Here is a 16,749-nt window from a genome sequence, read left to right on the forward strand (position 1 = left end):
TATGCTCCTGCAATGTTCAAAGAAGCCCCCTTAAAGCGATCGTATTTCGTCCCTTCTCATGGATGTGGTAATATCGTATTTTTTCGATCAGATCCGCAGGAGACGAGTAGGTTTCGATTTCTTTTCCAACCGTATAATTGCGAACCAATTCCTCTCGTACATCCGTAAGCTGAAAAGTACCGCATGCCGCGATTTCGAACGTTCTCGGATTGATAGAATGAGTGGGTAGTCTTCTGCTGTTCTTGTTGAATAGGGTCACATCGTCGAATGCCCTGTGATTGTTGATTGCGATTTTTGATGCATTCAAGCATCGTGCGGATTGTTCAGGTGAAAATACCTCCAACCGGATTTTATCGGATAACAACTTGGAATGAACTATGCTCTCCCAGCCCTGGCCTACAATTAGGGTTTGATATCGATTCAATTCGTGAGCGATTTGGTCAAAGAAAGCAATTCTGTTATGCCATTCCGTACCCAAAAAATAAACATCTACATTTTTAGGTATTTCTTCGTCCCGATGAATATCGCCGTATTGACAGCAAGCGGTAAATAGTGAACTTGACTGTAACCCAATGACTTATAAAAAGCACGCAGCTGATTTCTTGCGTAAAAATATAGTCGTAATGGGAAGCAACTCCTGCCGTTACATCGGTATTTCGAGTTAATGTCGGTTCCGATCTCCTTTGCGAAACATTTCCTGCCATATCGCCATCAAAGCTTGGAATTATGGATCAGTTTGGCAATCCTTTTATTAAGCAGCTCATCAGCTTCAGTAGCCACTTCGAGCAAGACGCCCAGCCCGAAATGCGATGAGACGCGATGTAACTGAATGTTCCTCTTCGTATCAGCAAGGAAATCTTCTATTGCCGTCAGCACCCCGTTTTTTTCTCCATGTTCATAAAGAGCATTATTATGTCTGTGGTTTACGCCTCCTGGAACAACCTCCTTTACGCCAGGCAGCACACCTAGCGAGGAATAAGGCTTTCGGTAAGCTTCGGGAATGGAAGCCGGATTATAGTACATATCCCTTCTGCCATACGGCCACTCGATATCGTGTTCAAATACAAGAGGAAAACGCTCCATGGCATCAATCATTTTTAATTCGTGAAAAACGGTATACCAGTTATGGTCTCCGTCAATTAAAACGACGTCGCAATGCTTAATTGTTTTTAAAGCCGTCAAGCTTAAATCCCGAATGAATTCGAACCGGTCACCGTACGCCTCATTTGCTTTCTGCACATTGAACATGGGGGCCGGATCGATGCAGATTAATTTGCTGTCCGTAGCTTCGCAGTAGCGAAGCAAGTTGGCTGTGTTCAAACCGTCCGCGCAGCCGATTTCAACAATGACTTTTGGACGAATCATGTTGAAGATCGGTTGAATAAGCGGGTCCCAAAATCTCTTCATATTTACCCTCTCTTCTTCTATAATTTGGTAATTCACGTCATAATTGCTCAAAGAGCGCGAAGCAACCACACTTAGGTAATGGAGGTTTGCTTCATTGTACGTGCGGGATGGATATTGTGAAACGGCAATTGTACGGTCTCGTGATTAAAGAGACATCCGGTTGCCCGCATTTCCCACCATATCCGCTTCATCATCGACTTATCGTAATTATCGTTTGTTAATCGTGTTTGATTCTGCTGTCTAGTTCTCAATCACGGAATTATGCAAAATGCTCATGTAAAAAGTTTCTTCATTATAATAAAGAAAAAAGGCTAATGCATTGATAAATAGAATCAATGCATTAGCCTTTTTTGTAGAAAAGAACCCCAATAAAAATTCTTATCAGTTTGATTACTTTGTCTATAAGAATGCTCCCATCAACAACACTAAGCACAAATACAGAATAACAGGAGACTTGTTTCGATGAGGAGGTTACATTTTTCATCCTTGTAGGGGTTCACGGCAGCACAATCACTTTCTCCTTACATGAAGCGCAAAACTTGGCATATTGGATACAAGTTTCTAATGAATCATTTGGCTCCATTGGCCACCATCGGATTGCCCCCGTCGGCGCCTTCGACGCAAAGGTCTCGATTTCTGGTGGAACACGGCCTACAATCACTACCTCGATCTCCTTAAAGCTGGTTTCAATGCCCTTTTGAAGAGTCATAAATAATTGGGTATGCTTTTTTGCAGGACAGGAATGGGAGATAGGAAACAATATCGAAACTCTGGACAGATCTTCATGAATGATATGAGCAGATTTCCGGGCAGGATCATCTGTAGATGTCTCCCATACACGACTATATGGCAGCACTTGATCGGGTAAACCCAATTCTTTCACTCTCGCATAGATTCTCTGATGATAATAACTTTTTAGTTCTTTTACGAGAATCTGAATCTGCTTATTTCTAAGGAAAGTGGAGTTATCTCCATTTTCATTCCGATATTGGATATAGAGTAAATCGGGAATAGCTGCATACTGAGTACAAAGAAACGTCCGAATTAGCATGTCGTAATCGTCAGCCACCAATAGTTCAGCACGATGGCCACCTATCAGATGGTAACAATCCCGCGTCCACGCACGAGGATGATTCGGTAAACCGACCAAATGACGAAGGGTATTCCCATTGATAGTTGTATGTTTTTGCACATTTTGCCATCGGTTCATTTCATGAAGCCAGACTCGATAATGTATACTATATCCAAAACCACAATCCCAACCATACCAATGAGCATGATGGCTCCCTACGTGCACCTCTGTACAATCCCCATAAACAAAACCACATTCAGGGTGTTGTTGAAATGCATGGACGATCTTCTTTAGACAGTCAGGAGTTAACTCATCATCATGATCCATTTCTACTAAAATTTCTCCTGTACACAGACCTGCTGCATGCCTTTTGGTTGCCCCAATGTAGCCATTGCGGGAATCTTGGCGATATCTCCGCACACGGGGATCGTCTAGTGGAAGCAAGAATTGGTTGTATGTCTCATCCTCATCACCAGAGTCATCTACAATTACCCATTCCCAATTAGGGTAAGTCTGATTCAATAGAGAGCGATAAGGTCGCTGAATTTTATCTTTGGACTTATAGCTAGCTGTGAACACGGACACTAAAGGTGTATCTGAAGAAAAACGAGTAGCGGGAATCATCCTATTTTCAGGGAGGGGATCGGTTCGGCTGAGCCAGCAGTAAAATAAATGAAAGGGTTGAATCTCTTCTGGAGAATTGAAGTGTAACCAACGTTTTCTCTCGTGTGAAGGTAACGCATTTAGTGTTCTAAATTCTTCCCACCCCGTTCCCAACGAAACGTAGACGCGAGGTTTTTTTGGGTTAATATCTAATAATGGATCATCAGGTCCATGCAAATTCACTGTGATGCGGCTTTCTTCCAGTCTCATTATAAATTCTTTCAATTCATCCATTGAAATCTTCCTAGAAACAAATAGATGAGTTGTCAAGAGTGGAGTGAAATCCAATGACATGTTCATTCTCCTTTCCTATATATCCAACCAACTAGAGGTTCGTGTTGCTTCACAAATTAGTCTTCATAACCTTGTTCCATTCTTATCATCATCTTCTCACTCATTTTTCTTTTATATATATATATATATGAACGGAAAATGTTACTCAATTTCGGACCCAAAGAATAAATCAGACTTTCAGTCTAATGGATGTTCTATAGAATTTTTTATCGGTTGGAGTCTATTGCCGATGCGATAACAATATATTTTAGTGAAAGAAAGGAGTTGATATTCGTCAAACATGATAATAACGAGTATTGGATGAATACTTTGATCGCCGAGGATGTCGCAACAATCACCTTTGGTGTGACAACTGAACATACTGAACATATTAGAGAAAAGAGGAGTCATCTTGGGACGTCCATTAGTTAGTATAGTCATACCTGCTTATAATCGGCCCCATACTCTACAAGTAGCCATCGACAGTGTATTGGAACAAACCTATCCGAATATCGAAATCATCATATGTGATGATAGTACAGATGATGGTGTACAAGAAATGCTTAATCCTTATTTACACGCTTTCCCTCAGATCAAATATCATAAAAACGAACAGAATCTATTCCTTGAAAATTGGCACAAATGCTTTGATCTAGCGTCAGGGGAATATATCAATTACTTAATGGATGATGACGTGTTTCATAAAGAAAAAATAGCGAAAATGATCTATTTTTTTAATGAATTTGAAAATATTACACTGGTCACATCTTATCGACAAACCATCAATGAATCAGGGGGATTTCTCCCGCCTCTCCATGCAACGGCTAGGCTATATGAAGAAACAAGGATATTAGATGGAAAAATGTTAGCAAATGTTGCATTAACTCGTTGTCTAAATGTGATTGGCGAGCCGACGACTGTGTTATTTAGAAAAAAAGACCTTACTGAACAATATGGCGTATACAAAGGGAAACAGTATTCACTTATCAATGATTTAGCTGCCTGGTTGTCTTTGCTATCCAAAGGTAAAGCTGTCTATATTCCGGAAGCACTAAGTTATTTTCGATTACATCCGAATCAAAACAACAATAAACTGGGTCTAAATGCATTTAGTGAATGGTTAGATATTATGATTGCCTCAAGAGAAGGTGGATTTCTTGAAACGAACGAGTTATTTAAAACTGCACTTCATTCTTATCGTGAACGTGTAAAGGGGCATCAACACTTTGTAGAAGATATCAAGCGGATTGAAATAATATTAAAAACGCTAGACTAAAAATCTAGATTTGTATCTCAGGCTTGCTTAAAAATACGAAAACGAAAATATACAAAACTTTATACCCGGTGCTTCTTACCACGTGAAATTTGGCAAATAAAATAAGCATAATTAACAGTGAAATATATCATTGTTAATTATGCTTATTTGAGATGAGTGATAAGCGACTATCGGTAAGTAAAATAAAACGGGTTATGAAAGCCAAGCCGTTCGCTAATTTCCGAGACATTTAATGAAGTGGTACGCATTAGATGCAGGGCTTTATATACGTCCGACATGTAGATCCGCTTTTCCAGACGCTTTCACTTTTTCTCGGTTAGATGCCGATTGATGCAGGATCAGGAATAACTGATACGCCTGTATACTGATTTCCGTCATACCGTGCGGCCTTTGCTTGCGATAGCTTTCGATCATGGACTTTAAGCTCAAGACGTTATCCTACATGTATTTGAACTCGAGGACGGACGCACAGCATCAACCACTGTGTACAACACGAAGGGAGAAGCGGAGCTAGTAGTGAACGCAGAGCTGAGCAGTCGCAGCATATCTATTAGCGCAAGTGGCACAGAGGTGCAAATCATAAGCATGATTTTTGTCCTTGCCTTGCCATCAGTGATAATATCCTTTGAAATCATGGACGGTATATATTTTATAGTCCCAAAACAACGGGTTCGAACAGTCGGTTCATAATTCCTCCAAAGTGGATAAAATTCAAACATTTTCTCATATCTTATTATAACTTTTACTATGGACAGAGGGGTATAATCAGAATAAATATCGTTTGATGTTGATAAAATTATTGGCTCGTTTTTTGGGCAAAACACAGAAAGAGGTTTAACGATGGACAAAATAGCAAATGGCATTTGGAGAGTGCGTTTCGGAAATCCCGAATCCCATACTCCAGTCAATCTACGTGAAACGGAAGTGAGAACGGAAGAACTTGCGAAACTCGATTGCCACGGAGTTTCTCCATTCTCGCTTAGTGACATGGTGATTAAGCAATCGGCAAGAGGGATTTATCTTGAACTTCCTCTGAAAGCCGAGGAGCATATTTATGGTTTTGGACTGCAGCTGCATCGTGTGGATCACACAGGCAGGAAGAAAGTAATTCGTGTCAACAGCGATCCCGTGGCCGATACAGGAGATAGTCATGCACCTGTACCGTTTTATGTAACGACCGCAGGATATGGCGTCCTCGTTGACACATCGCGCTACGCAACTTTCTACTGCGGAACTAATTTGCGTAAAGGGGCTTCGGAGAATAAGAAATTTGAACAGAAGGAAATCGGGACCTCTGAAATAGAATTGTACGGCTACCAGACTACGGAGGGTGATCGATCGGTTGTTGTCGATATTCCATCAGCGGAAGGCATTGATGTGTATTTGTTTGAAGGTCCGGACATGGTGACCGCCGTGCAGCGGTATAATCTGTTTTCTGGAGGAGGCGTTCTTCCTCCTATGTGGGGACTCGGGATGTGGTACCGGGCTTACAGTGCAGCCTCACGTGAGGATGTCATGCGGCTCGCCAAGTGCTTCCGGGATGATGGAATGCCGGTCGATGTGTTTGGCTTTGAGCCCGGTTGGCAAACGAAGGCCTATTCTTGCTCTTTTGTATGGGATGAAAGCCGTTTCCCGGACCATGAAGGAATGCTCGATGAATTATACGATATGAATTACCGGGTCAACCTCTGGGAGCATCTCTTTGTGCATCCGACTTCCCCCATGTACGAAGATTTGATGCCTTATTCCGGTGATTACGAGGTTTGGGAAGGACTTGTTCCCGACCTGGCCGTAAAGGAAGCCAGAGACATCTTCGCTAAGCATCATTTGAAGGAGTTTGTTGAAAAAGGGATATCCGGATTTAAATTAGATGAATGTGACAGCTCCGACTTTGTGCATTCGAATTGGTCCTTCCCGGATATTGCGACATTCCCGTCAGGGATGGACGGGGAACAGATGCACAACCAACTAGGAACGCTGTATCAATCCGCTATACAGGCTCCTTTCGAGGCGCTTGGCCGAAGGACGCTATCTCAAGTCCGATCCTCCGGAGCTCTTACTTCGCCGTTTCCTTTTGTGCTTTATAGCGATCTATACAATCACAAGGTGTTTATACGCGGTGTCGTGAACTGCGGATTCTCCGGGCTTCTATGGTCGCCCGAAGTCCGTCAAGCGGAATCCCCCGAGGATTTGATTCGCAGGATTCAAACGGCAGTCTTCTCGCCAATGGCTCTGCTCAACTGCTGGAGAATTCCGAATCCACCATGGATGCAAGTGGATCGTGACAAAAACGTACGTGGTGAATTCCTCGATAATTACAAGGATATTCGAGACATTTGCCGCAAGCTGTTCGAAATACGTATGACTTTGATTCCTTACCTGTACACAAGCTATGCGAAATATAGTATAGAAGGGTTGCCGCCTTTCCGGGCGCTTGTCATGGATTACCCGGATGACCCAAATACGTACGAAATCGACGATGCCTACATGATGGGAGATTCTATCCTTGTGGCGCCAATCATAACAGGTACATCAGAGCGCGACGTGTATCTGCCGAAAGGCCGCTGGCGGTGTTTCTGGACAAATGAGGCCTACGAAGGCGGACAAGCCTACACCTTTGCGCCGGGCTTGGAACGTATTCCGGTATTCGTGAAAGAGGGTACGCTTCTGCCGCTTGCCAAACCTTTGCCATATGTTTCCGATAATGCCACCTTCGACATCACCGTTAGAGCTTATGGAGACAGACCGTCGGATTGCTTCCTTTATGAGGATGACGGAACGACATTCGAATACCGAAAAGGCAGCTTTAATTGGGTGAAGCTAACTTGGAACGAAGGTGTTGATGTTGAACGCATAGGCAACTATACGGGCAAACGATATAACATAACCGATTGGGAACTGTTTAAGTAATTCTTGCGCAACGGGAAATAAGTTGAAGAACAAAGCGACATATATTTGAGTCAATTTCATAATAAAAGTCCGATTTTTCCACAAGGGATCAATTCGGGAGAAATGCAGTTGGATAAGAGCCTTTAGAGACTGCTATTTCTTCATTTCCAGCGTATTTTGTAAAAATAAGAGTCCCTAGAGACTCTTATCCGTCAAGTAAAGTGTGAATTCGGGAGAAAAGCAATCGGATAAGAGCCTTTAGAGACTGCTATCTCTTCATTTCCACCGTATTTTGTAAAAATAGGAGTCCCTAGAGACTCTTAACGTTCAAGTGAAGTGTGGATTCATTTAAAAAGAAAATGCAGGAGGAACAAAATGACAATATCAGAAGCTAAATTGAAAATTACGAATCCCGTGTTGACCGGCTTTAACCCAGACCCATGGATGGTGCGGGTCGGTGACGACTATTATATCGCTACTTCGACGTTCGAGTGGTTTCCGGGGGTTGCGATATACCATTCGCGGGATATGGTCCATTGGCAGCTGCTGACCCATCCGCTTTCCAAGGGCAGTCAGCTTGATCTGCTTGGCGTACCAAGCTCCGGCGGTATTTGGGCGCCGAATCTGACTTACGATAACGGTACGTACTATCTGCTATATACGAATGTAGTGGGACGTAAGGGCGTGTTTAAAGACTTGCACAATTACTTGGTTACGGCTGAAAATATCATGGGTCCATGGTCAGAGCCGATCTATCTGAACGCCAAAGGATTCGATCCGGCTTTTTTCCACGATGACGATGGACGCAAATGGCTGATGCAGATGCGCTGGGATTTCCGGACAGGCCGTTCGCGCTTTAGCGGTATTTTGATTCAGGAATACGATCATGCTGAGGACAGGCTGGTTGGAGAGGAGTCGGTCATTTATCGAGGAACCGAAATTGGCGTCACCGAGGGGCCTAGTATGTTCAAGAAGGACGGCTACTATTATTTGATTACTGCAGAAGGTGGTACTGGATGCAACCACGCAGTTACCGTCGCCCGTTCCCGCAATATCGAAGGACCGTACGAAACAGCTCCGGACAATCCGATGATGACGACGGCTTATGATCGTGAACATCCGCTGCAAAATGCAGGCCATGCGGCCTTCGTAGAGACACAGAACGGAGAATGGTATATCTCCCATCTTGCGATACGCGTACTACCTGATGGAAGACGTTTGAACCCGCTCGGACGTGAAACAAACATCCAACGGATCGTTTGGACGGAGGATGGATGGCCCCGCCTTGAAAACGGCACCCGATTACCTTCACTGGAAGTTAAAGCTCCTGAGCTGGAGCCGCATCCGTTCGCACCTGTACCGGAGAGGGACGATTTCGATGCTCCCCAGCTGAATATTCATTTCAGTACGCTGCGAACACCGGCTGATGAAAGCTGGCTTTCTTTGCAGGAGCGTCCGAGCTATCTTCGCTTGCGCGGCAGGGAGTCTCTGAATTCCTGGCACAAACAAAGTATGGTGGCGCGTCGTATACAGCACTTTGAGTGCGAAGCGGAAACATGTGTCGAGTTCGATCCGCAATCTTTTTTTCATATGGCCGGTCTCGTTTGCTACTACGACGAACAGGATTATTACTATCTGCGTATCAGCCATGATGAACACTTGGGCAAACATATTGGCATCGCCAAAAGTGTCGGGGGTAAATACGAAGAGCTTCTCGAAAGCATCGTCGTTGTCGATGGCTGGGAACGCTGTTATTTGAGAGTGACGATTGAGCATGGAATGCTTCAGTTTGCCGTCAGCGCAGACGGAAGCAGTTGGTCGAACATCGGGCCTGAGCTCGATTTTGGCGTCCTTTCCGACGAATACGCCGGAAAGCTTGGTTTTACGGGCGCAATGGTTGGCGTGTGTGCACAGGATATGAGCGGCGGCGGACATCATGCTGATTTTGATTATTTTACTTATCGTGAACTTTTGTAACGGGAGATTAGGTTAAATATGAATAATCGGGAAATCCTTTCAGGGCGTCTTGACATCGGTGGAAAAGAGCTCCATTACGAAGTCTCCGGAGCAGGACCTGCTGTCGTCCTGCTTCACGGACATTCCGTAGATCGTAGAATGTGGGACGCTCAGTTTGCGAGTTTAGCTACCCGGTATCAGGTCCTTCGTTATGACTTAAGAGGCTACGGCCTTTCCGATATGCCGCAAGAGGGAGAAGCTTATTTACATGCCGAGGATCTGTACAAAGTAATCAATCATCTGGGCATTAAGCAAGCACATATCGTTGGTTTATCCTTGGGGGCCTTTGTAGCACTGGACTTTCTGTATCTACATCCGGATCATGTGATGACTGTCTCCGTTGCGAGCGGAGCCATCTATGCGAATGAGGAAGATGAGTCAGTAAACAATGATCCGTTTCAGGATGCAGATTCTGCTCACGAATCCCAATCGTCAAGACCAGGGCGTAACGACCCGGCGATCCAAGAGAAAGTAGACGAATGGTTCATTAATCTGATGGACAGCTGCGGGAAATACAAGGATGAAATCCGTGACCAGCTATGGAAAATGATTGGCGACTGGTCTGCTTGGACGCTGAGGCATCGAGAACCTAAGTGCCTGATCGGTCCAGATCTCGCACGCGGCCTTCGCACAAACGTTGTCCGAACGCCCATTCTTGTCATCATTGGAGGGGACGACTCGGAGGGCAGCATCCGCTCGTCGGAAAAGCTGCTCGCTCTTGTGCCATCCGCTCGCAGAGCGGATATCGCAGATGCAGGTCATTTTTCCAATATGGAGCGACCGGAAGTTTTTACGAACGTGCTGGAGCACTTTTTTGAAGAACAGAGACAGTGAGAATGAGAAGATAGTCTACTAATGAATAGAAAGAGTGATAACCTGTGCATACGATTAATTTGGAACCATTGAGCCGTCTGGAGCAGTTTGGACAACCGCCAGTCATAGATTCAACATTTGCAGAGGAAGCTATTGGTTTTATTCTTAAGCAAATCGATCGTAATCTGGAAGCATTCACGCATCAATTTCCGGCGCCTGCAAGCGAAAATCTGATTTATCCGGGCATTGACAATGTGGAGTGGACTTCGAGCTTCTGGACGGGTATGCTGTGGCTTGCTTACGAATATACAGGGGATGAAAAATACCGCCATGTCGCGGAAAGCCAACTTCAAGGCTACAAGGAACGCGTAGAGAAACGGATCGAAACGAATACGCATGATATTGGTTTTCTGTATTCTCTGTCTTGTGTCGCTGCTTATAAGCTAACCGGCAATGAAGAGGCTAAGCAGACAGCTTTGCTCGCAGCGGATTTATTAATGGAACGCTACTTTGATAAAGCAGGCATCGTTCAGGCTTGGGGAGAACTCAGCGACCCCGAACAGCAGGGCAGAATGATCATCGACTGCAACTTGAATCTGCCGCTTCTGTACTGGGCGACTGAAGTGTCGGGCGAGCCGAGGTATGCCGAAGCAGCGAGAAGTCACGTCAAGCAGGCAGCTGCCTTTATTGTCAGAGAGGATGCATCGACGTACCACACCTTTTATATGGATGTGAAAACGGGATTGCCGAGATTCGGAAGAACTCATCAAGGCTATGCCGACGATACATGCTGGTCGCGTGGTCAAGCCTGGGGAATCAGCGGCTTCCCTCTCAGCTATTTATATACGGGTGATACAGAACTGCTCGAATTGACCAAGAAGCTGTCAAATTATTTTCTTAACCGTCTGCCGGACGATCTTGTCTGCTACTGGGATTTGATCTTCTTAGAAGGCAATGAACAGGAGCGGGATAGCTCGGCGGCTGCGATTGCCGCATGCGGTTTGCTCGAACTCTCCAAACAATTGCCGCTTCTAGACCCGTCGAAGAACGTCTACGAGAATGCGGCGCTGCACATCCTGAAATCACTTCACGAAAACTACACAGCCAAGAATTACCCAGAGTCAAATGGCGTGTTGATTCACGCCGTGTACAACAAGCCACGCGGAATGGGCATCAACGAGTGCAACATTTGGGGCGATTATTTCTATTTTGAAGCATTAATTCGCGTTGTGAAAGATTGGAAGCCATACTGGTAGTCAGGCAAGAGTGTGATTTTAAATTTTATATGATTTGAACAACAAAAGGGGGCGACGAATGTTAAATTCGATCTGCCCCTTTTGTTTAAGACCTGTAGAATTGCCGCATGTACGCTGATGGCGATTCGCCATAAACTTTCTTGAACACTCTGCTAAAGTAAAAAGGATTCTGATACCCGAGCCGCTCACTAATCTCCGCTAAGTTCAACGAGCTTAGTCGCATCAGCTCGATCGCCTTGTTCAGCTTTAACATCGTATGAGTCTCTACGATGCTTTTGCCCGTTGCTCTTTTGAATGAGGCAGAAATGTAGCTGTAATTCATGTTCAAGTGTTTTTGCAGTCTGGCAGCATCGAAAGGCTCCTCGAGATGTGCCACCAAATAGGTCATGATTCGGTCGGTCGTCCGACGAGCAGCTTCGGCGATTCCATCCTGATCGGAAGCGGCCGCATGCAGTTCGAGGAAGAATTGATAGACGTTCAAGCTAGTCCGTGTCATTTTGTGAGCAGCTGAATCACGCATTCCATGGATCATAGCATGAAGTCGTTTCTCTGTTCCTAGGGGTGCTTTAGCAAATTTGGGCAGTACGACGCGGTATTGATAATGATCGGGATAGTAATACTCCAGCTCGGGACGCGGGGTATGGTCTTTGTAATCCTTACTTTCGTCAGCGACTGTGTCGAAATGAATCCAATACCAGGAAGTTCCCGCCAGCGTCTCAGGTAGGCCCCAGTGATGTAAGCCTTTTTTTAAGAATAAGTACTCCTGTTCACCTACAACATAGGAAGATCCTTCCTCGATGACTTGCATGCCTCCTTTGGCGACATAGAGGAATACATGGTAGTCCAGAATACGGTCAGGATGGGTATATCGTGTATCCGTTTGGTTCAAGCCAATATCCCGGATCAACGGGAATCTGTCCGCAGTTAAATCAAAGAACTTGTCCATAGAGCGATTCCTCTCTCAACATGTTTGTTGCTTAATAAATAACAAAAAAAGTATATGAAAATTCAAAATATAGTGTATGGAGTGAAGTATATCATAACTTTAAAATGAAAAAGAAAACAAAAAAAAGAATGGGTGAGAAGTGATGAGAGGAAAGACGGTCATGTGAGACTTTCCGGCTGGACACGTTCGATTGCTAGCGGGTCCACTCAAGAAGCGGTTTGAACTAAATAAACAGTACATGATAAGCCTGACCAACGAGAATTTACTCCGTAGTTTTTATCTGGAAGCAGGGCTGTGGAGCTATAGCGGCAACGGCGGCACTACTAGCGCTACGACCACAAGCATGGATGGTCCGGAGCATTGGCATTGGGGTTGGGAATCGCCAACCTGCGAGCTGCGAGGACATATTATGGGACACTGGCTTTCGGCAGCAGCCCGCATATATGCGCAAACTGGCGATCCGTTAGTGAAAGCGAAGGCTGATTATATCGTAGCTGAATTGAAGCGCTGTCAGAGAAGCGAATGGAGGGGAGTGGCTTGCTGCGTTCCCAGAAACATATATGGACCGCATAGCTAGTGGTAAATTCGTATGGGCACCTCACTATACGATTCATAAACTGCTTATGGGATTGTATGAAATCTATGCAATCACGGACAATGAGCATGCGGTACATCTGATTTCAGGCATCGCAGCCTGGTTTTATCGCTGGACGGGACAATTCTCGCAGGAGCAGATGGACGATCTGCTTGATCTTGAGACCGGCGGCATGCTGGAAGCTTGGGCGGATCTGTATGGGATTACCGGCGATGAGAAGCATCTCGAGCTCATACGGAGATACGATCGGCGGCGATTTTTCGATGCGCTGATGGAAGGAAAAGATGTACTGACGAACAAGCATGCCAATACACAAATTCCTGAGATTCTTGGTGCTGCACGGGTTTGGGAAGTAACAGGGGATGAACGGTACCGAAAAATAGTGGAAGCGTTTTGGGCCACTGCCGTCACAAATCGCGGTTATGTTGCTACAGGGGCAGGCGACAATGGCGAGCTATGGATGCCGGCAAACGAAATGGCTGCCAGACTCGGCGTCGGTCAGGAGCACTGCTGCAACTACAACATGATGCGCCTTGCGCAAGTGCTGCTCCGCTGGACGGGTGATCCTATTTATGCCGACTATTGGGAGCGTCGGTTTATGAATGGTGTGCTTGCTCATCAACATGGGGATACTGGCATGATTTCATATTTCCTCGGCGCAGCTGCAGGCAGCAAAAAAACATGGGGCTCACCGACTCAGCACTTCTGGTGCTGTCACGGTACGCTTATGCAGGCTAACGCATCCTATGAGTCGCAAATTTTCATGGAGGAAGAGAGCGGAATCACCGTCTGTCAATGGCTGCCTTCCGAGCTGCATTGTGATCACGGCGGCAGCGCATTAAGTATCCGCTTGGAACAGGACGGACAGCACGGCATTTATCCACTTAACAACTGGTCCGTTGAAGGTATGACCGCGATTACGAAAGTGAGCATTCCGTCCATTCCGGTTCAACGTCCGGACAGCTTCATTTATAAAATTACCGTCAAGGTTGAGAAAGTTTCTACATTTACATTGAAGCTGCGCTTGCCTTGGTGGCTGAAGGGCCACCCAAAGATTTCAGTGAATGGCGTCGAACAGGCGCAGGGAGTGGCAGAAGCATCGTCCTTCTTCCAACTCACCCGAGAATGGCTTAGTGGCGATACGATTACCATCGAATTCTCGAAGGCGTTAACGGCTGAACCTCTTCCTGGAGAGCCAGGTACCTATGCGTTCTTAGATGGTCCGATCGTGCTTGCGGGATTAACCAGTGAGGAACGGGTGCTTTCTGGGGATCCTTCTCGTCCGGATACGATGTTGGCTCCTGACCGAGAGCGGAACCATGGCTGGTGGAATCCCGGATATTACCGCACTAAGGCGGTGGACCGCGGATTTAGGTTCATTCCTTTGTATGAGGTTAAAGATGAAAGTTATTCGATTTATTTTCCAATCCAGACGTCTTAAGAGATGGTGCGCTTCTATCATTCCTGTATTTGAGCGGAGTTATTCCGACCACCCTTTTGAAGAGCTGAATAAAGTAAGAGGCGTTCGGTATGCCGATTCGAATACCGATTTCCTCGACCGCCAAATCCGTCGTCTCGAGCAATCTGCAGGCTTGTTTCATCCGTCTGGCCGTCAAGTAATCCGTTACGCTGCTGCCTGTCTCCTGACGAAAAACTCTAGAAATGTAGCTCGTGGACAGATGTGTTTCTTTGGCCAAATTTTCAAGACTAACGTCATCCTGATAATGCTTTTCGATCCAACTCATAATCGTTTCCGAGTAACGCGGATTTCTTCGCAATGCCTCTTGTACATCTTTCACTTTCGCGTACACACTGTCCACAACATTCAAAAGTTGCAGCAAAAGCAAAGTGATATCTTCACAATCGCGAACGTTATCATCGTTATTGCGATTAAAGGATGAGTAAATCCATTCTATCGATTCTGCTTGTAGGGAAAGATCATAAGCATGATTACGGTCACTACCTTGCCATAATGCAGTAAAAAGGGCGTGCTTTTTCGGGAATGGACGTAATTGTTGTTCAATGAGAACAGGATCTACATAAAAGATGGATCGAACATAGGGTGTTTCAGGACTAACCATTGCGTGAATACGATGGAGTTGAAAAGGCTGGAAGAAGAAGAACATTCCTCGTCTGATTTCGTAAGCCTGGCGATTCAGGACGATGCTGCCCTGTCCTTCGTGTACGAAGACTGCTTCGCAGCATTGATGCCAGTGATAGTACCCTTTGAAGCCATTTTCAGACCTGAGGTGATAATCCCAAACGATGTCTTTATGATCAAAGATAACAGGTTCGAATAGCCGGTTCATAGGGCTACCTCCTATATGACAAAATATGAACATTTGTTGATATTGTATCATAACTTTTGCGTGAAATGGTGATCTATAATGGATAAAAACAGATGGAGGTATTCATAATGAGTACAACATATTGGCAAGACATCATGGCAAGGCTCGATAGAAAAGTTACACGCACGATGGATCAAATGGGTACGAAATGTCCGCATTTCGCAGGGGAAGACGGCAAGTTTGACGACATCGGCTCCGATTGGTGGACGACTGGCTTCTGGCCGGGCATACTGTGGATCATGAATGACATGACAGGCAAGGATTACTATAAAGAGGCTGCCTGGCACTGGGATTGCCTTCTGGAAGAGTGGTTCGTGAAACCGACGGAGGAGCTGCATCATGACGTAGGATTTCAATTTCTGCCAACAGCTGTTATCAAAAATACGTTAACAGGGGATGAGGATGGATTCCGTCGAGGGATTGAGGCAGCGAATTTTCTAGCAGCACGTTATAATCCTGTTGGGCGATTTATCCGAGCCTGGAATAATGGACCTGATGGTAAACCAGTACCCGGCTGGGTCATTATCGATTGCATGCTGAACATCTCACTTCTGTTCTGGGCTAGTAAGGTGACTGGTGATCCTAGGTATAAACATATGGCGATTCGTCATGCCGAGACGACGATGGCATATGGCATCCGAGAGGATGGATCGACGAAGCACATCCTTTCATTCGACGCAGAGACTGGTGCTTATATCGAAAACTTTGGCGGCCAAGGCTTGTCTCCGGAATCATCATGGAGCCGTGGTACGGCCTGGGGATTATACGGTTTTGTGAATACGTATCGTCACACGGGGGATGATCGGTTTCTTCATACAGCGAAGAGGATCGCACATTACTTCATTGCAGCGCTGCCTGAGGATCATGTCCCGTATTGGGATTTCCGCTTAGAATCGGAAGAGGGGATGTCGAGGGATACCTCAGCAGCGGCGATTGCCGCTTCAGGCTTACTTGATCTTGCAGATTTCGTACCGGCAGGAGAAAAGAGGTTGTACGCCGGTGCAGCAGAGCGGATCCTGCGTTCGCTGACTGAGAACTATGCGACTTGGGATCAGCCGGAGCACGAAGCCATTTTGCTCCATGCCACCGGCAGCGGAACTTCGTTTATTGATGTATCACTTATTTATGGCGATTATTACTACGTGGAAGCGATATCCAAGCTTAATGGATGGAAGCACCGCATTTTTTGATTATA

At 45.5% G+C, this 16,749-nt stretch carries 14 protein-coding genes; 8 read left to right on the forward strand and 6 right to left on the reverse strand.

The genetic code is table 11. The annotated features are described in order from the left end of the window. Window positions 1-16: 16 nt before the first annotated feature. The 3 genes from QFZ77_RS16195 to QFZ77_RS16205 all read right to left on the reverse strand — a co-directional run bounded on the left by QFZ77_RS16195 (window position 17) and on the right by QFZ77_RS16205 (window position 3,436). On the reverse strand, window positions 17-478 hold the full coding sequence (locus tag QFZ77_RS16195; protein ID WP_307441012.1) for a glycosyltransferase family protein: 462 nt from the start codon (window positions 476-478) through the stop codon (window positions 17-19). A 233-nt stretch (window positions 479-711) separates the two neighbouring features. Continuing rightward, window positions 712-1,407 (reverse strand): class I SAM-dependent methyltransferase, encoded by a 696-nt coding sequence (locus tag QFZ77_RS16200; protein ID WP_307441013.1) that lies wholly within the window; start codon window positions 1,405-1,407, stop codon window positions 712-714. A 496-nt stretch (window positions 1,408-1,903) separates the two neighbouring features. Continuing rightward, complete coding sequence (locus tag QFZ77_RS16205; RefSeq protein WP_307441014.1) at window positions 1,904-3,436, reverse strand: glycosyltransferase; 1,533 nt, start codon at window positions 3,434-3,436, stop codon at window positions 1,904-1,906. 391 nt (window positions 3,437-3,827) lie between these two features. Between QFZ77_RS16205 and QFZ77_RS16210 the strand changes: the two genes are divergently transcribed. After that, window positions 3,828-4,691 (forward strand): glycosyltransferase family 2 protein, encoded by an 864-nt coding sequence (locus tag QFZ77_RS16210; RefSeq protein WP_307441015.1) that lies wholly within the window; start codon window positions 3,828-3,830, stop codon window positions 4,689-4,691. A gap of 261 nt (window positions 4,692-4,952) precedes the next feature. Here QFZ77_RS16210 and QFZ77_RS16215 read toward each other — a convergent pair whose 3' ends face one another. Beyond that, the gene (locus QFZ77_RS16215; protein WP_307441017.1) at window positions 4,953-5,105 is read right to left on the reverse strand and encodes a hypothetical protein; all 153 of its coding nucleotides are present in this window, start codon (window positions 5,103-5,105) and stop codon (window positions 4,953-4,955) included. A 426-nt stretch (window positions 5,106-5,531) separates the two neighbouring features. Between QFZ77_RS16215 and QFZ77_RS16220 the strand changes: the two genes are divergently transcribed. The 4 genes from QFZ77_RS16220 (at window position 5,532) to QFZ77_RS16235 (ending at window position 11,665) form a co-directional block, all read left to right on the forward strand. Next, complete coding sequence (locus tag QFZ77_RS16220) at window positions 5,532-7,601, forward strand: glycoside hydrolase family 31 protein (protein ID WP_307441018.1); 2,070 nt, start codon at window positions 5,532-5,534, stop codon at window positions 7,599-7,601. Between the two features lie 354 nt (window positions 7,602-7,955). Then, window positions 7,956-9,557, forward strand: coding sequence for a glycoside hydrolase family 43 protein (locus QFZ77_RS16225; RefSeq protein WP_307441019.1), 1,602 nt, complete (start codon window positions 7,956-7,958; stop codon window positions 9,555-9,557). Window positions 9,558-9,575: 18 nt separating this feature from the next. Further along, window positions 9,576-10,430: an alpha/beta fold hydrolase gene (locus QFZ77_RS16230; RefSeq protein ID WP_307441020.1), complete on the forward strand. Its 855-nt coding sequence runs from the start codon at window positions 9,576-9,578 to the stop codon at window positions 10,428-10,430. A 68-nt stretch (window positions 10,431-10,498) separates the two neighbouring features. Beyond that, window positions 10,499-11,665: a glycoside hydrolase family 88 protein gene (locus tag QFZ77_RS16235; RefSeq protein ID WP_307449571.1), complete on the forward strand. Its 1,167-nt coding sequence runs from the start codon at window positions 10,499-10,501 to the stop codon at window positions 11,663-11,665. 85 nt (window positions 11,666-11,750) lie between these two features. Here the strand turns inward: QFZ77_RS16235 and QFZ77_RS16240 are convergent, their stop codons facing one another. Then, complete coding sequence (locus QFZ77_RS16240) at window positions 11,751-12,611, reverse strand: helix-turn-helix domain-containing protein (protein ID WP_307441021.1); 861 nt, start codon at window positions 12,609-12,611, stop codon at window positions 11,751-11,753. Between the two features lie 190 nt (window positions 12,612-12,801). Between QFZ77_RS16240 and QFZ77_RS16245 the strand changes: the two genes are divergently transcribed. Further along, window positions 12,802-13,188: a beta-L-arabinofuranosidase domain-containing protein gene (locus QFZ77_RS16245; protein ID WP_307441022.1), complete on the forward strand. Its 387-nt coding sequence runs from the start codon at window positions 12,802-12,804 to the stop codon at window positions 13,186-13,188. Further along, window positions 13,172-14,647 (forward strand): beta-L-arabinofuranosidase domain-containing protein, encoded by a 1,476-nt coding sequence (locus tag QFZ77_RS16250; RefSeq protein WP_307441023.1) that lies wholly within the window; start codon window positions 13,172-13,174, stop codon window positions 14,645-14,647. The genes QFZ77_RS16245 and QFZ77_RS16250 overlap by 17 nt, the downstream gene beginning before the upstream one ends. Here QFZ77_RS16250 and QFZ77_RS16255 read toward each other — a convergent pair. Then, complete coding sequence (locus QFZ77_RS16255; protein ID WP_307441024.1) at window positions 14,601-15,515, reverse strand: AraC family transcriptional regulator; 915 nt, start codon at window positions 15,513-15,515, stop codon at window positions 14,601-14,603. The two genes, QFZ77_RS16250 and QFZ77_RS16255, sit on opposite strands and share 47 nt — an antisense overlap. 107 nt (window positions 15,516-15,622) lie before the next feature. Here QFZ77_RS16255 and QFZ77_RS16260 point away from each other — a divergent pair, with 107 nt between their 5' ends. Next, window positions 15,623-16,744: a glycoside hydrolase family 88 protein gene (locus QFZ77_RS16260; protein ID WP_307441025.1), complete on the forward strand. Its 1,122-nt coding sequence runs from the start codon at window positions 15,623-15,625 to the stop codon at window positions 16,742-16,744. Window positions 16,745-16,749 lie beyond the last annotated feature (5 nt).

This window comes from Paenibacillus sp. V4I3, assembly GCF_030817215.1.
Lineage (GTDB): Bacteria > Bacillota > Bacilli > Paenibacillales > NBRC-103111 > Paenibacillus_E.